17 protein-coding genes are annotated in these 20,643 nt (G+C 34.7%); 3 read left to right on the forward strand and 14 right to left on the reverse strand.

What is annotated here, in order from left to right:
* Positions 1–197 precede the first annotated feature (197 nt).
* Positions 198–1,652, reverse strand: coding sequence for a DEAD/DEAH box helicase (locus tag SPD89_RS11670; RefSeq protein ID WP_336262128.1), 1,455 nt, complete (start codon positions 1,650–1,652; stop codon positions 198–200).
* 461 nt (positions 1,653–2,113) lie between these two features.
* Here SPD89_RS11670 and SPD89_RS11675 point away from each other — a divergent pair, with 461 nt between their 5' ends.
* Positions 2,114–3,031, forward strand: coding sequence for a DMT family transporter (locus tag SPD89_RS11675; RefSeq protein WP_336262129.1), 918 nt, complete (start codon positions 2,114–2,116; stop codon positions 3,029–3,031).
* Between the two features lie 81 nt (positions 3,032–3,112).
* On the opposite strand, the gene SPD89_RS11680 is transcribed toward SPD89_RS11675, so the two are convergent.
* The 4 genes from SPD89_RS11680 to SPD89_RS11695 form a co-directional block, all read right to left on the reverse strand.
* A complete protein-coding gene (locus SPD89_RS11680) occupies positions 3,113–3,823 on the reverse strand; it encodes an alpha/beta hydrolase (protein ID WP_336262130.1) in 711 nt (236 codons plus the stop codon).
* 131 nt (positions 3,824–3,954) lie between these two features.
* Positions 3,955–4,413 carry a YppG family protein gene (locus SPD89_RS11685; protein ID WP_336262131.1) on the reverse strand — a complete coding sequence of 153 codons (459 nt, stop codon included), beginning with the start codon at positions 4,411–4,413 and terminating at the stop codon, positions 3,955–3,957.
* Positions 4,414–4,480: 67 nt separating this feature from the next.
* Positions 4,481–5,863 (reverse strand): hypothetical protein, encoded by a 1,383-nt coding sequence (locus SPD89_RS11690; protein ID WP_336262132.1) that lies wholly within the window; start codon positions 5,861–5,863, stop codon positions 4,481–4,483.
* Complete coding sequence (locus SPD89_RS11695) at positions 5,856–6,554, reverse strand: ABC transporter ATP-binding protein (RefSeq protein WP_336262133.1); 699 nt, start codon at positions 6,552–6,554, stop codon at positions 5,856–5,858. Before SPD89_RS11695 ends, SPD89_RS11690 begins: the two co-directional genes overlap by 8 nt.
* Positions 6,555–6,825: 271 nt before the next feature.
* Between SPD89_RS11695 and SPD89_RS11700 the strand changes: the two genes are divergently transcribed.
* On the forward strand, positions 6,826–7,455 hold the full coding sequence (locus SPD89_RS11700) for a VOC family protein (RefSeq protein WP_336262134.1): 630 nt from the start codon (positions 6,826–6,828) through the stop codon (positions 7,453–7,455).
* A 45-nt stretch (positions 7,456–7,500) separates the two neighbouring features.
* Here SPD89_RS11700 and SPD89_RS11705 read toward each other — a convergent pair whose 3' ends face one another.
* Complete coding sequence (locus SPD89_RS11705; protein WP_336262135.1) at positions 7,501–8,307, reverse strand: DUF368 domain-containing protein; 807 nt, start codon at positions 8,305–8,307, stop codon at positions 7,501–7,503.
* A 444-nt stretch (positions 8,308–8,751) separates the two neighbouring features.
* Here SPD89_RS11705 and SPD89_RS11710 point away from each other — a divergent pair, with 444 nt between their 5' ends.
* Positions 8,752–10,251 (forward strand): catalase, encoded by a 1,500-nt coding sequence (locus SPD89_RS11710; RefSeq protein ID WP_336262136.1) that lies wholly within the window; start codon positions 8,752–8,754, stop codon positions 10,249–10,251.
* 250 nt (positions 10,252–10,501) lie between these two features.
* On the opposite strand, the gene SPD89_RS11715 is transcribed toward SPD89_RS11710, so the two are convergent.
* From SPD89_RS11715 to SPD89_RS11750, 8 genes are all read right to left on the reverse strand, one after another.
* On the reverse strand, positions 10,502–12,652 hold the full coding sequence (locus SPD89_RS11715) for a Tex family protein (RefSeq protein WP_336262137.1): 2,151 nt from the start codon (positions 12,650–12,652) through the stop codon (positions 10,502–10,504).
* A 295-nt stretch (positions 12,653–12,947) separates the two neighbouring features.
* On the reverse strand, positions 12,948–13,748 hold the full coding sequence (sigB, locus tag SPD89_RS11720; RefSeq protein ID WP_336262138.1) for an RNA polymerase sigma factor SigB: 801 nt from the start codon (positions 13,746–13,748) through the stop codon (positions 12,948–12,950).
* Complete coding sequence (rsbW, locus tag SPD89_RS11725; protein ID WP_336262139.1) at positions 13,723–14,205, reverse strand: anti-sigma B factor RsbW; 483 nt, start codon at positions 14,203–14,205, stop codon at positions 13,723–13,725. Before rsbW ends, sigB begins: the two co-directional genes overlap by 26 nt.
* A gap of 5 nt (positions 14,206–14,210) precedes the next feature.
* Complete coding sequence (locus SPD89_RS11730) at positions 14,211–14,546, reverse strand: STAS domain-containing protein (RefSeq protein ID WP_336262140.1); 336 nt, start codon at positions 14,544–14,546, stop codon at positions 14,211–14,213.
* 68 nt (positions 14,547–14,614) lie between these two features.
* Entirely contained in the window at positions 14,615–15,625 is a 1,011-nt protein-coding gene (locus tag SPD89_RS11735; protein WP_336262141.1) for a PP2C family protein-serine/threonine phosphatase, read from the reverse strand.
* Between the two features lie 318 nt (positions 15,626–15,943).
* A complete protein-coding gene (locus SPD89_RS11740) occupies positions 15,944–16,318 on the reverse strand; it encodes a DUF4870 domain-containing protein (protein ID WP_336262153.1) in 375 nt (124 codons plus the stop codon).
* Between the two features lie 125 nt (positions 16,319–16,443).
* Complete coding sequence (locus SPD89_RS11745; RefSeq protein ID WP_336262142.1) at positions 16,444–17,709, reverse strand: cytochrome P450; 1,266 nt, start codon at positions 17,707–17,709, stop codon at positions 16,444–16,446.
* 461 nt (positions 17,710–18,170) lie between these two features.
* A complete protein-coding gene (locus tag SPD89_RS11750; protein WP_336262143.1) occupies positions 18,171–20,534 on the reverse strand; it encodes a penicillin acylase family protein in 2,364 nt (787 codons plus the stop codon).
* Positions 20,535–20,643: the final 109 nt, after the last annotated feature.

Below are 20,643 nucleotides of genomic sequence, written 5' to 3' on the forward strand. Positions count from 1 at the left end.
ACGCAGGTCTCCGTGGTTATTTTCAGATTCCCGTGGATAAATCGAAAAGTGCGTGGTTATTTTGCAGTCTTCGTGGTTAAATCGTAATTCCCGTGGTTAACGCAGGTTTCCGTGGTTATTTCCAGATTCCCGTAATTAATTTGGTATCTCAGTATTGTGAATATAAAAAGCTCCCCATTTTGAGGAGCTCAATATATTTATCTTCCACGACGTTTTTGAAAGTTACCTTTTCGTCGTCCGGCGCCACCTTGTGGGCGTTTTCCGTAAAATCTTTTGCCACCGCCTTGGCGACGTTTCGAATCACGGCTACCTCCACGTGGTGCACTTTTAACACTAATGGGTTGGACTGAAGAAATTCTAACCGGTACATCTTTTCGTTCTTTTGTTAGTAATTTTAATGCTGCTGAAACGACAGATACTGAATCATGGTCTTCCAACAATTCTGTTGCTGTTTGATTAAACAATTTTATATCTTCTGTTTCAATCGTCTTTATAATATTTTCAGCAGTCGCCTGTTGTTTTCCTCGTGCCGCTTCCTGATTTGTTGGTGGAACGATACGTTTCATTTTACTTTTTGTAACTTGTTCAATTAATCGTAAATGTGGTATTTCTCTCGGTGTCACAAATGAAATCGCTTCTCCAGTACGTCCCGCTCTACCAGTTCTACCAATCCGGTGAACATAGCTTTCAGGGTCTTGTGGAATATCAAAATTATACACATGTGTCACGCCGGAAATATCTAATCCTCGTGCTGCAACATCTGTTGCGACTAGTACTTCAATTCTTCCATGTTTAAATTTATTTAAAACTGACATTCGTTTCCCTTGCGTTAAATCACCATGAATACCTTCTGCACGAAAACCACGTACTTGCAAGCCATCGGTTATTTCATCCACACGCTTTTTCGTACGTGTAAAGACAATTGCTAATGTCGGGGAATGAATATCGAAATGATTCGTTAATGTATCGAATTTGAACCGTTCTGGAACTTCCATAAAGTATTGGTCAATGTTCTCGACAGTCATTTCTTTTGCTTTTACCTTAATTTCTTCCGGTTGCTTCATTAACGTAGTAGCAATTTCACGAATTTCCTTTGGCATCGTTGCTGAAAATAACAACGTTTGTCTCTCTTCAGGAATGGATCGTAAAATTTCTTTGATATCATCAATAAATCCCATGTTTAACATTTCATCTGCTTCATCTAAAACGGCTACTTTAATTTGCCCTAATCGTATTGTGCGGCGACGTAAATGGTCTAGAAGTCTTCCTGGTGTTGCCACAACGATTTGTGGTCGGTCTTTTAATGCACGAATTTGCCGATCCATATGTTGACCGCCGTAAACAGCAAGGGCACGAATCCCTTTAAATTTTCCCAGTCGGTTAATTTCAGCTGCTACTTGGATCGCAAGTTCTCTTGTCGGAGCAACGACTAGTCCCTGCACTTCACGTGTTTTTGAATCAAATTGCTCAATCATCGGGATTCCGAATGCAGCTGTTTTACCAGTTCCCGTTTGCGCCTGCCCAATAACATCTCTTCCTTCTAATGCATGAGGGATTGTTTGTGCTTGGATCGGGGTTGCTTCCTCAAATCCCATCGACTCAAGTGCTTTTAAAATTGGTGCCGATATGTTTAATTCGTTAAAAGTTGTCATATATTCTTCTCCTCTTTCCAACTTTGTAAAATAGTTTACATAAGCGGAAACCTTCTGTCTTACTTTAAGAGGTCGTTCAAAAACTCATCAAAATTACATAACAACTGTTTACATTTAAACAATACCAACAGAATTTTTGAACGTACACTTAGTAGATGCAAATCGCAATCTATTATTTCTTCTATATCCATTTTAATTTTAATTTTAGATAAACCTTAAAGTTTTAGGAGGCTTCCTCCGTAATGGATAGTTGCCCTACTCCATTTCTCATGTATACACAGCCTTTTAATTATAGCATAATGTATAAACCTTACCAACTTTTACTTTTGTATTCTCATATATTCTATACCCGTTTCACAAAAAATTAAAAACTTTTCCATATACTTTCCCTGCTAAAAAGCACATAATAAGATATAATAGTTTTGTTACAATCTAGACGATACGACAAAGGAGATTATACATTGCGTTTTCCTCCAATCAATCCATATATTGCAGTAGTAATCGGTGTAATAGCAGTTTCAACCTCAGCAATTTTTGTTAAATTGGCTTCAGGAGCACCTGCAGGGATCATCGCATTTTACCGTCTATTTCTTGCAGTTCTAATTATGAGCCCAGTTATTTTATTAAAATATAAGGAAGAACTACGATCCGTTAAAAAAAAAGATTGGATTTTAGCAAGCTTGGCCGGAGTGTTTTTAGCACTACATTTTATTCTTTGGTTTGAATCACTAAACTATACGTCTGTTGCAAGTTCAGTTGTTCTAGTAACGTTACAACCTGTTTTTGCCTTTATTGGGACATATCTATTTTTTGGTGAACGTTTTTCAGTAGCTGCAATAATTAGCATGTTAATAACCCTAGTCGGTAGCTTTATTATTGGATGGGGTGACCTGCAAATTAGTGGCTTAGCTTTGTTAGGTGATATTCTTGCACTTCTTGGTGCCGTGACGGTAACAGGATATTTTCTGCTTGGTCAGCAACTTAGAAGAAACTTATCACTTATGACCTATACCTTTATTGTTTATGGGATAAGTTCAATTACCTTATTACTATACAATCTGATTCTCGGGAATAATTTATTTCATTATTCCGCAAACCATTGGCTTTTATTCTTGGCGTTAGCGATTATTCCCACCTTTTTAGGCCATACGCTTTTTAATTGGGCTTTAAAATGGGTAAGTACCTCGAACATCTCGATGGCGATTGTTTTTGAACCTATAGGAGCAACTTTTTTAGCTTATTTAATTTTGGGAGAAACAGTCACTTCATCCCAATGGCTAGGTGGCTCTATCGTCATATTCGGATTATTTTTATTCATCATGAGTACAACTAAAAAAGCACACGTGACGATCTCACATCGTGCAAATGGTAATGATTAATAATGGAAAAATCCGCAGAATGAGCGGATTTTTTTATGCTGTTTAATTATTTTTATTTAATTCATTTTTTCAACCTTTATCTTAAACGGGTGCATTCACTTCTATTTTTTGTACTAAGAAATCATAAATCATTTTATTTAAGACATTACTATCGTCACCCAAACAAATAAGATGATCCGATTGTTCAAAAAATACAACTTCTTTATGTTCTGATCCAATTTCTTCATCTAGATGATAAGCAGCTTTAAAAGGAACCATCTCGTCCTTTTGGCCTTGTGCAATAAAAACAGGAGTTTTTACATCTTTTAAATATTGTTTTGTATAGTTCACCAGCTTCATAAATTCAATATTTGCTTTAATTGGAACATCCCCAAATTTACTCTTAAATTGAGTAAATAATTCGTTATCGTTTATTTTTCCTTTAAAGCCGTCTCCAATCATTTCGGCAATATGATAACTTAAATATTTTAATGACAAATACCTTCTCGCGGTAGCCAATAAAACTAACTTATCAATCTTATGCATAGCCGCTAAATAAGCTGCAATCATTCCACCCATTGAAAAACCGATGACATAAACTTTTGCACATTTTTCCTTTAATTTTCTTAAAGCTTCATCTGCTTCCCTCAACCACTCTTCATGCGAAGCATTTTCCAAATTCAACTCTTCTCCGTGACCTTTTAAAACAGGCACCTCAATTGTCCAATCCGTTCGTTCTGACAAATATACCCGTAATGGATCCACTTCGTGTGGTCCACCTGTAAATCCATGTATGATCAGACACCCAATCACTGTTCCTCACTCTCCTAAAAACGAAGAAAATTCACGAAAGGAAAGAAGTTAAATTTCACAGTCGATACTATTCTTATACCCTCTTTTCGATATTTTATAACAATTACAAAACAATTTAGGCGGTGATCAGCTTAAGCTCGAAAGTTTCTGATTAGATCATTTAATTGCTTTATGACAGGAGAAACTTGTTGAACAGTATCGGCTAATTGACCAACTGTTGAAAGCATTTTTTGAACATCAACATTTCCATTTTCATCTAAAAATTGCTGCATTACTCCCGGCGTAACCGCTCCTCTTCCTTCATTTGGAGCTGGATTCGGAGCATAGCCAGGCTGTGCATTATTTACCCCGTTCATATAAGGTTGTTGATTCATATTTCCGTACATATAAATCTGCTGCTGATTTGGATTATCGTAAATAAAAGGCAGTTGGTTTACATAACCATATTGATTATTATTTCCATACATATAAGGATAGTAATACTGATTTTGTTCTTCATACATAGCATCATAATAAATTGGTGTATGTGGTGGTTGAGAGTAATATTGATAATTAGACATCACAGGTCGGTAATATTCATTTTCATTCACCATGAAAACACCTCACAAATACATCATTTAGTAATTTAATATATGCATTTGTCCCGGAAGGTGTGTATTACGGAAATGTGCTAGCACTCTTTTTAGATTTAATAAACGGAATTACTCCCATAATAATACAGGAAATAACTAGTAAATATGGGTATATTCCACTAAATATAAGAATCAATAATAAAACATAACAAAGAGTTTCTATCCAACCGCTTTTAGGTAATTCATTATCCCATTTTTTATATGACTTTTCTATTTTAGAATGTAATAAAAAGATGAAAGTAAAAATAATGACACACAGCTGAACGAAAATCCATAGCGAATAATTTTTAACCGAATATATGATGAATGGTAAAAGTAAAATTACACTCACACTTAGTACCCACTTCATATATGTCTTTTTAAATACCGGCAAATCCCAAGGTAAAACTTGGACGATATCCGTTTGCAAACGATCATTAAACATGCTTGTCACAACAGTAGTAAAACTATGGATTGTAACAGCTACCGCAAATAAAAAAAGCTTATCTTTTACGAAAAGAAATACGAGCATCAACAACACAAGTGCACCAATTAATTGTAACCAAATGCGAATATTTTTTTCCAAATACAGATGCCAAAGTCGGTGATATCCTGCTGTCTTTTCATAAATAAAAGGACGTTTCCAAAATGACATCCTCTGCCACATACTATATTGACGCTCTTTTTTATATTTTATTTTGGTTGCTTGTGAAACAATAAGCATATTCCAAATTTTGAAATCACTAGCGGCTGTAACCTTTTTCCAATCAATATTACGGAACAACTTAGGAATAAGAACAATATTAATAATAAGTAAGGTAATAATAAATAATATTGCGATTAATTCAGTTCCTAGTAGAATGTTTACTATATTGATCGATATAAATCCGATTAAAATAAATATTTTTATGACAACATGCTGTTGAAAAAGTTTCCATTCAATTGTCGTCATTAGAATATTTAACCCTAGTAGAACGAACACATATAATAATAGGAGTGGTAAACTCGTTGGAGAAAGTAAAAATATTATCCCTCCACCAACCATATAGGTTAAAAGACTTTTCGCCCAGCGCTCTAATGCTACGACTCGCCAAATCTCCTGAACTGTATGAGGCAAAATGGTAAGTATATATTCTGCAGTAGAAAACAGAACTCCCGGCTGCTGAAAAGACCGAATGATGTATACTATCGGAATAGCAGTTAAAATGATCCAAAATCGTTCTACTGTAAATGCTTCTAATTGGATCATTTTTTCAAAAAAAATAACCTTTATATTTCCTTCTGCTATAATGGCAAAAGCGAAATAACCAATAACGAGAAGCGTATAAAACAAAGATGTTAAATCAAAAGAGAGCAGTATTACTTGTTTATTAAGTTTCCACTTTTTACGAATTCGATTTCTTTTAAGAAAAAGTATTTGTTTAATCATTATGAAATCCTCTTGTTATTGTTTCAAACTCACCAATTGGTCCTTCAGCTTTTACTTTTCCATCTTGAAGTAAAACAAACCGATCGGCAAGTGTCTGTAATTGATTGAGTTGATGCGTTGTTAAGAGAATACTTGCCCCTTCAACTACCTTTTCCTTAATAATCTCCAATAAATATTCTACTGCATAAATATCCAAACCCATAAATGGTTCATCGATTAAAAGGACTGGAACATCAGGTAGTAATGAGCAAATTGTCTGCACTTTTTGCCGCATCCCTTTTGATAATTCTTCTGGATAAGCTTGAAGCTTTGTCGTAAGTTCAAATCCTTTCACAAAACGATCAAGTTTTCTTTGAAAAGTTTCTTCCGCTATTTCGTAACTCATCCCATATAATTGAAAATGTTGCATGACTGTTAGTTCCGTTAATAACATCGGTTCTTCTGGTAAATACGATATATATTTTTTAAAGAGCAAAAACTGTTTGTCCTGGTCAAATTTTTGCATGATTTGAATTTTGCCAGTTCGTTTTTCAAGCATTCGCATAATTGTTTTCATTAATGTAGATTTTCCTGCACCATTATGACCTACTAACGCTACAATTTCGCCTTTTTGAATTGAAAATGATATATCTTTAATAAGCTCTTTTTTATCTAAAATAGTTGTAACATGTTCTACACTAAGTTGTGTCAATTAGTATCACCTAACTTGCATTTATTGCCATTCATTATAACATAGTTTTAGGTAACAGATTTGAAACTTTATTTTCTTTTAATGTTAGTGAAACTACTATTACGCTGTATTGTTTAGTAAAAGCGCTGAACGTTTTCGTTATTCGCTGAATTTGGTCCAAAAGCGCTGAATGATGACTTGAGATCGCTGAAAGTTCAGCGTTTTAATAGTTCACTCGTATTTTTTAGCATTATTTTTGTATAATAAAGAAAAATTCGGAGGAATGATTTAAATGCTTTCATTAGATCACATCGTTATTTCCGGAAAAAATCTTCTTGCGGCAAGTAAAAAACATGAAGACATTCTAACAATAAAGGGCGGTGAACATCAAAATTGGGGTACACATAATTATTTAGGTTATTTTGCAAACGGAAGTTATTTAGAATGGCTCGGAATTAATAATAAAACCGTTGCGCATCAATCAGATAATCCATTAATTCAACATTTAGTATATTTACTGGATGCGGGACGTGAGGAAGTCTTTCAATTTGCCTTACAAGCTGATATCGATACATTTGTCGCGCACTTTGAGAAAGCGAAAATTAATTATGTCGGCCCTTTAGCAGGCAGAAGAACAAAGCCCGACGGAGAAACACTGACATGGCGAATGCTTTTTCCAACATATGATTTTACAAAAGAAACACTCCCCTTCTTAATTGAATGGAATCAATCTGAAGCGGAGCGTATAGATGCTAGTATCGTAAATAATAAGAGGATTAAAGTTATTCACTTTGGAGGAACAACGATCGAACGGTTTGCGCAAATTTACCAGTTAAATCAAGGAGAAAATAATAAATTAATTTTGGAAAACGTTGAAATTATTTTTAATAAGACTGAGAAATTTCATTTTGAAATTGAATAAAGGGAGACAGTTTGTCCCCCTTTTTTCATTGTCTAGCACAATTTATTAATACTCCACTTTCCCCAAAACATATGCGGCGAAAAGTCCGATTGTAAATACAAGTATAGAAATAACAAGTTGTGACAAATTATGTGCCCAGCCCGGAAATATAACAAATATTGATCCAATTACAAGACCGATTATTAACGCAAAAGTAGCTGTACGGTAATGCATTAAAAAATAATGGATAATTTTACTCATTGTTAGGATTCCAAGAGCGATACCAATTCCTACAACGATAATGACTTTTAAATCAAATGTACTTACTCCGTGCATAATCGTTTTATAGACACCGATCACAACCAGCACAAACGAACCACTTATCCCTGGCAAAATCATTGCTGCACTCGCAACAAATCCAGAGAAAAACAACAAAATATATGTTGACAATGTTTTATGCTCAATTATTGCTCCTTCATTTGGACTAAGTGGCAACAAAATAATCAATATTATACCAATTGCAAGTAGCAAAATATGTTGCCATTTAAACGTTGTTCTAGCCTCTGATTCTCTAAATAAATAAGGCAAAATCCCAATTATTAACCCTAGGAAAAAATAATAGGTGGGTTGTTCATAGTATTTTAACAACCAATTCATCACACGACTAAATGTAAATATCGCTGTAGCCATTCCTACACCGAGCGGGATTAAAAATGCTAAATGTTTTTTCCATTCTCTTGAAAAGATCCCATTGATCGCAGCGATTAGTCTGTCATAAAACCCAAGAAGAACGGCGATCGTGCCACCACTTATACCAGGGATCAAATCAACTGTTCCCATTACCATTCCTCGGTATATATTTTTCCATTCCATGTAATTTCCCCACTTCTTTAATATAAACAGTTTTATAGCATACCGATATCATACCAAAAAAAATTTTCTTTTTAATATAATATGTGACAAACCGCAGACTTTAAAATTTTATAATTATCATTTGTTTTTTCTAATTAATAATCACTTTCACAAAAAGTTAAAATATTATATATTATTTAGAATATTTGATATAATATAGTTATAGATTGTTATGAAGGCGTGTACAAGCCTATTACATCTGTAGACTCTAGTAATTTATGAATGTACCTTGAAATTAAACACAAATGGTTGTTTATTTATAACGAGTATGATATTATAATTATTATAAAGTAAGGTGTACGTACTTGTTAAATCGCTATTACTTAGCTTGTTTCAAAAATTATGTAGATAAGAATAAATAATATCGTTCTTATTTACGAAATATATTTGGAGGTGCTTTTGTTTATGAGTAACAATAAACAAAATAATGACAATAAGAGAAGATTAACTACGGCAACAGGAATGCCTGTTGCGGACAACCAAAATTCAAAGACTGCAGGTCCTCGAGGTCCGGTATTATTAGAAGACTTTTGGTTAATTGAAAAGCTAGCAAATTTTAATCGTGAAGTAATTCCAGAGCGTAGAATGCACGCAAAAGGATCGGGTGCATTCGGGACATTCACTGTAACTAACGACATTACTAAATACACTAAAGCAAACATTTTCTCAGAAGTTGGCAAGAAAACAGACATGTTCGCACGTTTTTCAACGGTAGCAGGTGAACGTGGAGCTGCAGATGCAGAACGAGATATTCGTGGATTTGCATTAAAGTTTTATACTGAAGAAGGTAACTGGGATTTAGTTGGAAATAATACACCTGTATTTTTCTTTAGAGATGGCTTACAATTTCCTGATTTAAACCACGCAGTAAAACGTGACCCTCGTACAAATATGCGATCACCGAATAATAACTGGGATTTTTGGTCTTTACTACCTGAAGCGTTACATCAAGTAACAATTATTATGAGTGACCGTGGTATTCCAAAATCATACCGCCATATGCATGGATTTGGCAGTCACACATATAGTATGATCAATGCAGATAATGAGCGAGTTTGGGTTAAATTCCATATGCGTACACAGCAAGGTATTGAAAATATGACAGATGCGGAAGCAGCAGAAGCTGTCGGGCATGATCGTGAAACACATCAAAGAGATTTATATGAAAATATTGAAGAAGGTAATTTCCCGAAATGGAAAATGTATATTCAAGTGATGACAGAAGAAGAAGCTGAAAATATGCCTTATAATCCATTTGATTTAACGAAAGTTTGGTATAAAAAAGACTTCCCTCTCATCGAAGTTGGAGAGTTTGAATTAAATAGAAACCCAGATAACTATTTTGCTGATGTAGAACAAGCTGCATTTTCTCCTGCTAGTATTGTGCCAGGCATTGGTTTTTCACCTGACAAGATGCTACAAGCTAGATTGTTCTCTTATGCGGATGCACAACGATACCGTCTTGGAGTGAACCATCACCAGATTCCAGTCAACGCACCAAAATGTCCATTCCATAGTTATCACCGTGATGGACAAATGCGTACAGATGGAAACCAAGGTAGTACATTACATTATGAGCCAAACAGCTATGGTGAATGGCAAGAACAACCTGAAGTAATGGAGCCACCTCTTAAAATTAATGGTGATGCAACGCATTGGGACTTTAGAGAAGATGATGATAATTACTACGAACAACCAGGAAAACTGTTCAACTTAATGTCTGATGAACAAAAAGAAGCTTTATTTAATAATACAGCTAGAAATTTCGAAGGTGCAGAAGAATTTATTAAAATTCGCTATATTGTCAGTTGCTATAAAGCAGATCCTGCATATGGTGAAGGTGTTGCAAAAGCAGCAGGAATTGATATGAGTAAAGTAGAAGCGGCAGTTAGTGAAAGTAAATAAGGGAAAACACTGTTAGCAAAAATGCTAGCAGTGTTTTTTAATGCTTTTTAAGCTTGGAAAATTTCAGCTAGATCAACTTGAAATCCACGCAGAAATTTTGAATTAATTATCCCTTTGTCCGTTTTCACATTATGCTGTTCAACATTTTATCAATGCAACAATCTAATTAGATTTGTAAATAATAAGAGGTCACTATTATACAATGGAACGAGCTTCATGTTGATTTTTTGAAAATATTCAGGAGATTTTATTATTTAACCATTGTTAGTGCGATTCTTCCACGTTTTACATCAACATCGTCTACCCAAACAGTAACGACATCTCCAACAGATACTACATCCATTGGATGCTTCACAAATTTAGGCGATAATTTAGAAATATGGACAAGCCCATCTTGCCCAACTCCAATATCTACGAATGCACCAAAGTCCACAACATTCCTGACTGTTCCTTCCATCTCCATTCCTTGCTCTAAATCTTCTAATGATAACACTTTTTGTTTTAAAATTGGTTGTGGAAAATCATCTCGTAAATCTCGCCCTGGACGTCTAAGCGCATCAATAATATCTGTTAATGTGGGTTTACCAACAGCTAATTTTTCGGCCATCTCACTCACATTAATATTCGTTAATGCTTCTCGTAATTGTTCTGTTCCAACATCCGTTATAGCAAAGCCAATTTCTTTTAAAAGTTTTTCAGTTACTTGATAACTTTCTGGGTGAATCGGCGTTCGATCAAGTGGGTGTTTTCCATCGATAATTCGTAAGAATCCAATACTTTGTTCATACGTTTTCGGTCCGAGTCGAGAAACTTTTTTCAGTTCAGATCGATTCGAGAATTTACCAAGTTCTTCGCGTTCTTTTATGATGTTTTTTGCAGTTGTCTTACTTAAACCTGCTACATGTTCTAATAACGAACTAGATGCCGTGTTAACGTTAACTCCTACCTGGTTTACCGCAGTTTCGACAACAAAATGTAATGATGTCGTTAATTCCTTTTGACTCACATCATGCTGATATTGACCGACTCCGATTGATTTCGGATCAATTTTTACGAGCTCTGCAAGCGGATCTTGTACTCGTCTAGCGATTGAAACAGCACTTCTTTCCTCGACCTCTAAATCTGGAAACTCTTCTCGAGCTAGTTCCGAAGCAGAATAAACACTTGCACCAGCTTCATTTACAATTATATAAGGAATGTCAAGTTTATTTTTTTGAATAACGTCTGCGATAAATTGCTCTGTCTCTCGTGAAGCTGTCCCATTTCCGATTGCAATGAGTTCAACCTCATATTTTTTCAATAACTGAAGAACAACTTTTTCAGCACCTGCTACATCATTTCTTGGTGCCGTCGGATAAATGACACTAATTTCAAACATTTTTCCAGTTTCATCAATAACAGCTAATTTGCAACCTGTTCGAAACGCTGGGTCTACTCCTAAAATGGTTCTCCCTTTTAACGGTGGCTGAAGCAGTAAGTTTCGTAAGTTCTCCGAAAAGACACTAATCGCCTGCTCTTCTGCTGCTTCTGTTAATCTATTTCTTAATTCCCTTTCAACTGAGGGTTCAATAAGTCGTTTATAACTATCGTCAATTGCTTCTATTAAAATATTCATACATTCAGCAGACTTATTATCCTTAATGACTTGCTGTTTTAAATATGTAATAATTTTTTCTTGAGGAGGTTCAATTCTAACACGAATAATGTCCTCTTTCTCTCCCCTGTTAATGGCCAAAATACGGTGTGAAACAATAGAACGAACTGCTTCAGAATAGTCGTAGTACATTTTGTATATTTCTTTTTCATCCAATTCTGCTTCTTTTACTTCTGTTAAAAGTACTCCTTGTTTCCATGTCGTTTCACGTATAAAATCTCTGTATGCTGGATCATCAGAAATCCATTCTGCAATTATATCGTTAACTCCAGCGACCACCTCTTCGATCGTATTTAGTTCATGTTCTTCTGAAAAATACTTTGCAGCTTCTTCTTCAAGATTTTCAACTGCTTGATGCCACACAAGTTGCGCAAGGGGTTCGAGTCCTTTTTCTTTAGCAATAGTTGCTCTAGTTCGTCGTTTTTGTCGATAAGGTCGATATAGATCTTCAACTCGTTGTAATTTTGTTGCCCTTTCAATTTCTTTTTGTAAGTCCTCTGTTAGTTTTCCTTGTTCATCTATTAAACGAATAACTTCTTCTTTTCTCTCTGAAAGTTGAACTGCATATTCCCAATTATCTTGAATTGTTTTAATAGCAACTTCATCTAAACCACCGGTAGCTTCTTTACGGTAGCGTGCGATAAACGGTACAGTATTTCCTTCGTCTAGTAAAGATATTACTTGTTTTATTATCGATTCTTTCATTTTAATTTCTTTTGCGACTAATGAGATTAAGTCTTCTGCCATGTCTATCTCTCCTTCCACATCATCCATTTTACCAAAGATAATCGAGATAATACATGTTAATTTACTTACGAATTGTTTCAGGAGATATTTCACCACTGGAATTTGAATTATCCACACAGAATCCAAACTAACGATGGATTTTTCGGCTTTTTACATGTAGCACAAAAAACTCCAGCCTTTGTAAATGCTAAAGTTTTTGTAATATTGTCGTAATATTCTGTAATCTATAGATATATTTATGTTACAATGTTACTAGGGAAAGACTGGATACGTCTCATCTACTAACCCTCATATATTAATCAGCAATAAAATAATTATCCGACTCTGTTTCCAGTACTTCTCTAAGTTTTCTTAACGAACGTCGTTGTAGTCGAGACACATGCATTTGGGATATCCCTAGTAATTCTCCTACTTCTTGTTGACTCAGATTGTCGAAAAAGATGTATTTTAGAATTTGCTGTTCACGTTTCGGTAGAACATGGAAAACACTCTCGAGCATCATATGTATATCTGCTTTTTCATAATTTTTTTCTTCTTCGCCAACTAAATCCAATATTGAGACAGAACCTCCCTCTGCATTCACATCATGATTGTAATCCACCGACAATGCATTATAACTTTTTGTCATTTCCATTGTCTCCAAAACATCTTCCTCTGAAACTTTTAAATAATCAGCAATTTCTTGAACTGTCGGAGATTTTTGTAATTGATATGTTAAATCATCAACTGCTCGATTTATTTTTGGCCCTAGTTCTTTAATGCGTCGTGGTACGTGCACGCTCCAAGTTCGATCTCGGATAAACCGTTTAATTTCTCCTATGATTGTCGGAATGGCAAAGGCCTCAAAAGACTTTCCAACTTCCTTATCAAATCTTTCTACCGAAATTAATAAACCGATTATACCAACTTGAAACAGATCTTCATGATTACCTCTATTATGTGAATATTTTCGTGCTAATGAATGAACAAGTCGTTCATAATGCAACACGATTTTTTCTTTTACTTCGTTGTCATTAGGAGATCTTTGTAAATGTTCAATCCAACTGTACACATCGCTTTCTTCTTCATTGTTATTGTTTTGCTTGGACTTGGTCATTTACATCCACCTCGGTTTCATCGAGATACTTTGTCATTAATACTATGACTCCATATTCATTGTTGATTTCGACTTTATCCATCAAAGCATTAATTAAAAATAAACCAAACCCTCCTTCACGCATTTGTGAGACAGACTTTAAATCTTCACTATAAGTAACAGGACCGATTCGATTTTTTATTTCTTCAAAATTGAAACTTTCTCCTTGATCAGATACCATCACTTCTAACCGGTTTTCATAGACACCAAAACCAAGTGTTAATTCGCCTTTTTCTTTATTCTCATATGCGTGGGCAACAACATTTGTTGCTGCTTCAGAGAGTGCGACTTTTAAGTCTTCGATCGCTTCATAGGAAAATCCCATTCTACTGGCAATTCCGGAAACGCCTAGCCGAAGTACTCCCACATATTCCGCTTTTGCAGGTACTTTCATTTCAATAAAATCAAAGTCTTCCATCTCAGTTACTCCCCCCTGTCTTTTTCGTCTACAGCCATGATTTCATGCAGACCAGTTACTTTAAATAAACGGAGTACACGATCACGAACATGAATCAATTTTAATTCACCATCGTTCTCTTTCGTCGACTTATAAGCACTAATAAATACACCTAGACCAGTGCTATCTAAGTAATTAATATGTTCAAGATCTATTTTAACTTTATTTCCTTTTTGCTCTGTTAAGGGAAGGATTTCTTTTTTTAATTTTGGGGCTGTGTAAACATCAATTTCTCCATGTAGTTTAACAACACAATAATCCTTTTCTTCCACCACATCGATCGTTAAATTCAATATGATCACCTCTTCTGTCTATCGGTTACAGCTGTTTTTTCGTCTCTCAAACTTTGTATTCCCATACTTTTGAACTATTAAACTACTTTTTTAATAATAATTAAAGTAAAATCATCTTTTAATTTAAAATCGTCTAACTGATTAAAATGCATATAAACATGTTCAACATGTTTTTGAGCTGGCAAATGAGCATACTTCTCAATAACTTCAATCACTTCTTCTCGTTTTATAAAACGTTTTCCTCTTCTGCACTCAGTGACTCCATCAGTTAGAAGAACAATCATATCATCCTTTTCGATTTTAATTTCATACTGAGGATAATTTGTATTTTTCAGTACTCCAAGGACAAGTCCTTTCGTATCAAATTCTACAAAAGATTTTTCTTTTGCACGATATAAAAAGCCTGGTTCATGTCCTGCAGATGCAAAACGAAAAATACTAGTCTTCGGAAAAAATTGCCCATAAAACATTGTAATAAACATGTTTGAAGCAACGTTTCGTTCCACAACTCGATTCAAATTACGTAAAATACCACTCGGACTCATTGCTTCTTCATAAAAACTATCCATTGCATACTTGATCATTGACATGGATAAAGCAGCGGGTACCCCTTTCCCAATTACATCCGCAATAGCAACGCCTAATGCCCCATTTTCTGCCTTAGTAAAATGATAATAATCCCCATTCATTTGATGAAAAGGAACGCTTATTGCTCCAATATCAAGCGTTTCAATGCTCGGAATATCAGTAGCTAGAAGTGTTTTTTGCATATTTGCAGCCACTTGGATTTCCGAGCGTAATTCAATTTGTTCTAGTTTTAATTTTTCAAATTCCTCATTGGCAACACGATAAGCAATTAAAGCTTCTAATAAAAAATCTAAAGATCGTCTATAATCGTTAAAGCCATCACCATATAATGTATCAATTGCATCAATATGTATTCTGACAATTTCCTCTGGATAAATATTTCTACTTACAAATGATATACTCATTTGTTTCGCTTCTTCTAAATAACATTTATTATTACTTTCTAAATATTGCTGTAATAATTTTTTATATGTCTGTCTATCTGCTTTTATTTTATGCATATGCTTAAGTCTCCCTATCTATGTTTTTTACTGACCGTACATATGATTTGGTTCCCCTGTAAATATGTAATTGTTTATGTATTATATCGAAATTTTACTAATTTAAAGATTGTACTGGTGATTTTCTATAACATTTTAATTACTTATTCGTAATAAACTCCTTAAGGCAAGTCACTATCCAAATAATTGCTATTATTTAGAAATTTCGGCTTGATACGTTATGGCGTCCCAAGCTGTATGTATTAGTTGGATATTTCTAGTTGCTATCATAGTTGCTAAATTTATCCATAAAAAAACGAGCAATATTATTACCCGTTTTTACTTAATCAATCGGAAAATTAATGGTATTCTGTACATTTCTCCGTTATAAGCTTTTACTGCGGCAATAATTGTAAATACAAAAGTTGCAATTCCCACAAGAGGAGCTAATAAAAAGCCAATGAGGATAAACATTGAAATAGCTGCGACAATTCCATAAACAAAATATGAAATAACAAAATTTAAATATTCTTTGCCATGAAAATCAATAAATGCAGATTCTTCACGTTTGATCAACCATATAATAATTGGTCCAATAATGGTTGTAAAAATGCTTGTCGCATATATGAGCATTGCGAGTAATCGCTCATCACTGGAAGTAGTCACTTGTTCACCTCTTTCATTCTGATCAATTATAATGATTTCATCTTTAATATCAGACACACTTTCCACCTCTTTAAATAAACTATGCCAATAACATGTTTAAATAATATCATTATTACAATCTTTTTACCATGGTAAAAAAGCCACAGTGGACCTACGTAAGGAAAAGGAAGGACTTAAACATTTTTCAAACGTTCAACATTTTTAATAATAAATCCACTATTTATCATCGGTGGCATGCGTACACCACTTATCTGCAAGTTTTGTTTTGGCACCGTGTAGGTAATCTTGTTTGTTAAAAACTCAAAACTTTTTTCCATAACAGTTATCGTCACAAGTTCTCCCGCACAGCGGTGATTTAGGTGAAAGTCTCCACCACCTTGTGGAATAAAGTCATACGCTTTTAAGTGTTTATCCTTAAAACGTTCAGGTCGAAACTCACTTGGACGTTGCCAAATCCGCTCATCATGATTCATTCCATATACATCTAAAATAACTAACTGATTTTTTAAAAAATGATGCCCCGCCCAATAGAAATTTTCTCGAACTCTTGCACCTGTAAAGGGTGTAAAAGGATAATACCGTCTTACTTCTTGAGTAAACATTCGTGTGTATTCTACTCCACCATTATTTAATTTTTCTTTTTCCTTAGGGTGTGCATGTAAAGCTAACGCTCCGAATAATACATACAAACTGATCGCTACAATTGGACGTAGAATATTGATTACTTCCACTGCAGCTACTTTTTCATCTAAAAGTTTCCCATTTACATCTTTGTGCCAGGCAATTTCATATAATGCAGTGCCTCTTTCAGCATAGAGCTTACCTGCACGTAATTGATGAATCATGTTTTCAATCAAACGATCTAAGGTTTTCCTTGCTATGCGCCCTTGCCAATGCCTAACACCTACAGCACCGAATGAATCGACAAGTGCCCATAATTCATTTGCCAGCTTTTCGATTTTTTCATCTTTAATCGGAACTCCAGACCACTTACAAGCAATTCGACACATTACTTTTTTTGTTTCTTGAAATAGATTGATTTCCTCCATAGTTATCCACTTATTAACAACAGCATCCCATTCATTTGCTGTGAGCTGTTTTAATGTTTCGATATACTCTTCTGTAAATAAAGACATAACTAATGACTTACGCTCGCGATGTGCTGCATCATCTAAAGTTTGTACACCGCCATCCCCAAAAAGAGACTTTCTAATTCGTCTTGGTGGTGCATTACGTCTTTTAAATTTTTTCTCATCATAAAAAACTTTTGCTGCCTCAGGTCCGCTAATACAAATTGTCTTTTGTCCCATCAATGTAACTTCAAAAATATCAGATTGAAATTTGCGCCTACGGTTCGGAATGAAACGGTAACCTTCTCGTAATAGAGCAATCGAACTATCGAATGTTTTGTCTTTCGGTATTTCCAAACGGTAAACCATAAATGATAACAACCTCTCCTAAATGTTTAATTATATCATTACCGTTAAATAAAAAAATAATCATCTTTGAAACCGTAGAAAAATCCTTTCTTATTAATTTTTAATAAACGTTGTAAATCATTTTCATTATCCACTAAATTATTAATCGTATAAGAGAAAAGAAAGTGATGTCATTACCTCTTTCTATTTAGATACCGTCGACGGAGATCCTTTTCTGCCTCATCAAGCCGGCTAATATATTACAGAGTAAGAGCTAATATGCAGAGTGGATCGAATTTATGCTGAGTCGCGAAAAAAATATCCGAATTTACGTCGCAGTCGTTTATGGAAATTACCTATAAAGTTTACAATAGTAGAGAAAAGAAAATCCGAACTACTACAAACTTGAATTGAAGAAGTTTACATGATAGTTCGGATTTTTCTATGACTAAAATACTCTTCTCCTAACTTTTTTGAGAAGACTAATCATTTTCAGGTTCTATTAATAATACTGACCCTTCATAATCTGAGAGAGCCGTTTCATGGTATATCCCTTCTATCCAATCTACTGTTTGGTCTTTATAAAAAGGACTAAGAAAATGTCCAGACTGGCCGGGGCCAACAATATGATGGCCGGTCGTTATATCTGAAAAATCAATGACAAAACGCCACGATGCGCCATGATCAACGATTCCCTCTTCATTATGACGCGCTGCCATAGGAGTTACAGCACTACCGTTAACAGGTAACGGCTTCTCTTTATGAAATACATATTCTAAACCTTTATTTGCACTTGCTAGCGGGTGTTCAAATTGTACTCGGTGATAATCGCCCCATTTCCATTTAGACTGATCTATTCCATACTCCGCTTCCAATATTCCAATCACTTCATTAAGTGAGGATTGAAGCACATTTATTAAACCGCCATTATCATCAATCCAGATAGAGTTATTTCCAAGGCGTAATAATTCATCTGTCGCCTGCCCCTTACTACTAAATAATTCCATTACTTCATCATCAATTTCATTATATAATATATTTTCAATTTCGTTCATCCAATGCTCGAATAGTAATGGTTGCGATAAATTAGCATCATCATTATAATTCCATTTTTCAAGAAGTTGGAGCGCATTTGATTCTGTATCTGATAAAGGTTCATCTTTAAGCGTTTCAATAAAAAATGGGACAAATTCACGCGCCCTTAAATTTACAGTATCCATTTGTAAATTTTTCATATCTTGAATCGTTAATTGATCATTTGGCTGAAGCACTTCGAAAATCCGTTCATATCGATAAGGTTGCGCCCAAACATTACTAATATGGTATGGATACTCTTTACCAGTTATTTTATTATTTGCTGTTGCGATAAACCCTTTTTTAGGATTCACGAGTTTTGGTAACTCATCAAATGGGATAAAATCTTTCCATTGATATTGTTCATCCCAACCAGGTAGTGGTAATAATGCATCTTTCCCATTTTCATATATAGGAATTTTTCCATTTGCTTTATATGCTATTGTTCCATCTGATGCGGCAAACACAAAATTTTGAGCAGGAGCATGAAAATCTTCTAATCCCATTTCAAATTCTTCCCAATTTGTTGCACGATTCAATTGCAAAATAGCATAGAGCTCTTTCGTTTTATCCAATGCTGTCCATCGTAGCGATAATACCGTATCTTTTCCGTTTTCTATTGCAAACTCTGAAATAATCGGTCCATTCCTTGTTTCTACCACTTCATAATCAATCGTTTTTTCTCCTTTTACATGGATTGGTTCTTTAATTATTTGTGCTTTTTCATATTCGCCTTCGAATAAAAAGGCATCGTCATCTTTTGGATCTCGTTTTTCAATATAGAGTTGCTGTACATCGGGTCCAGTGTTCGTCACTCCCCAAGCAATATGTTCATTATGTCCCAAAATAATTCCAGGCACACCGGCAAAAATTACACCACTCACATTGAGGTCTTCTGCTTCTAAATGCATCTGATACCAGATAGAAGGTGTTCCCAAACCTAGATGTGGATCATCAGCAAGAAGAGGTTTTCCGGATGCAGTTTTTTCACCACTAACGACCCAATTATTACTCCCATTAAAAGGCTCTGGAATAATTGCATCCTTAAAGCTTGCAACAATATCTATCTCTTCTTCTATTATAGTTTTTCGATCTTGCGGATAACTTGGGAATAATTCATACGCTTTTTCCAATGAAAAATTTTTAAGTAAATAATAATTAAACGCCTGCCTTTCCCAGTGTCCACCTAAGTCAAATGCCATATACTTACCGACTGTTAATGAATCTATTGCGGTCCAAGGTTCAGGTTTAGCCCCAATAAACATAAATTCAATCGGTAATGATCCGTTCCTTATAGCTTCGTCAATATATACGTTCACACCGTCACTAAACCAGTCTAATACGTTTTTTGCTTCTTCATCATAAATTTCATATGATTTTTCTGCAGCTCTTCTTAAGCCTAGTGTTCGAAAATATTTATCACTTGAGACAGTTGCTTTTCCAACAATTTCACTTAATGTTCCAGAGGCTTGTCTGCGTGCTAATTCCATTTGGAAAAGTCTGTTTTGCGCTTGGACATATCCTTGAGCCATATAGAGATCTTTCAGGTTATTTGCTTTGATATGAGGAACTCCACTTTCATCTGTCGTGACAGTTACTGTTTCCGTTACTGGTAATTCAATTGTTCCTTCGATTTGTGGGAGAGATTTATCTATTTTGTTATCAAAATAAAAGTAACCGATTATTATAAGCAGCAATAAAAATAAAACGATAATTCCAATCCATCGTAGCCAAGTTACTGGTGTTATTACAATTTTCTTTTGCTCTTGCATAAAAAACCCCCCTTTTTTATAAGCAAAAATCTTTTTAAAATGTATTAATAGTGCGTGTTCAAAAAGGTGGATAAAAAGGACCAAGAAGTTCGAGGCGGCGCAGCCCCCG

The organism is Pseudogracilibacillus sp. SO30301A (genome assembly GCF_037072025.1).
GTDB lineage: Bacteria > Bacillota > Bacilli > Bacillales > Amphibacillaceae > Pseudogracilibacillus.

What these genes read in the sequence shown, in the direction of transcription:
- SPD89_RS11715 (WP_336262137.1), bottom strand. Translation starts at nt 12,652, where the DNA reads ATGGCAGAAGACTTAATCTCATTAGTCGCAAAAGAAATTAAAATGAAA.
- SPD89_RS11745 (WP_336262142.1), bottom strand. Translation starts at nt 17,709, where the DNA reads ATGGTTTACCGTTTGGAAATACCGAAAGACAAAACATTCGATAGTTCG.
- SPD89_RS11710 (WP_336262136.1), top strand. Translation starts at nt 8,752, where the DNA reads ATGAGTAACAATAAACAAAATAATGACAATAAGAGAAGATTAACTACG.
- SPD89_RS11750 (WP_336262143.1), bottom strand. Translation starts at nt 20,534, where the DNA reads ATGCAAGAGCAAAAGAAAATTGTAATAACACCAGTAACTTGGCTACGA.
- SPD89_RS11690 (WP_336262132.1), bottom strand. Translation starts at nt 5,863, where the DNA reads ATGATTAAACAAATACTTTTTCTTAAAAGAAATCGAATTCGTAAAAAG.
- SPD89_RS11705 (WP_336262135.1), bottom strand. Translation starts at nt 8,307, where the DNA reads ATGGAATGGAAAAATATATACCGAGGAATGGTAATGGGAACAGTTGAT.
- SPD89_RS11670 (WP_336262128.1), bottom strand. Translation starts at nt 1,652, where the DNA reads ATGACAACTTTTAACGAATTAAACATATCGGCACCAATTTTAAAAGCA.
- rsbW (WP_336262139.1), bottom strand. Translation starts at nt 14,205, where the DNA reads ATGGAAGACTTTGATTTTATTGAAATGAAAGTACCTGCAAAAGCGGAA.
- sigB (WP_336262138.1), bottom strand. Translation starts at nt 13,748, where the DNA reads ATGACCAAGTCCAAGCAAAACAATAACAATGAAGAAGAAAGCGATGTG.
- SPD89_RS11700 (WP_336262134.1), top strand. Translation starts at nt 6,826, where the DNA reads ATGCTTTCATTAGATCACATCGTTATTTCCGGAAAAAATCTTCTTGCG.
- SPD89_RS11735 (WP_336262141.1), bottom strand. Translation starts at nt 15,625, where the DNA reads ATGCATAAAATAAAAGCAGATAGACAGACATATAAAAAATTATTACAG.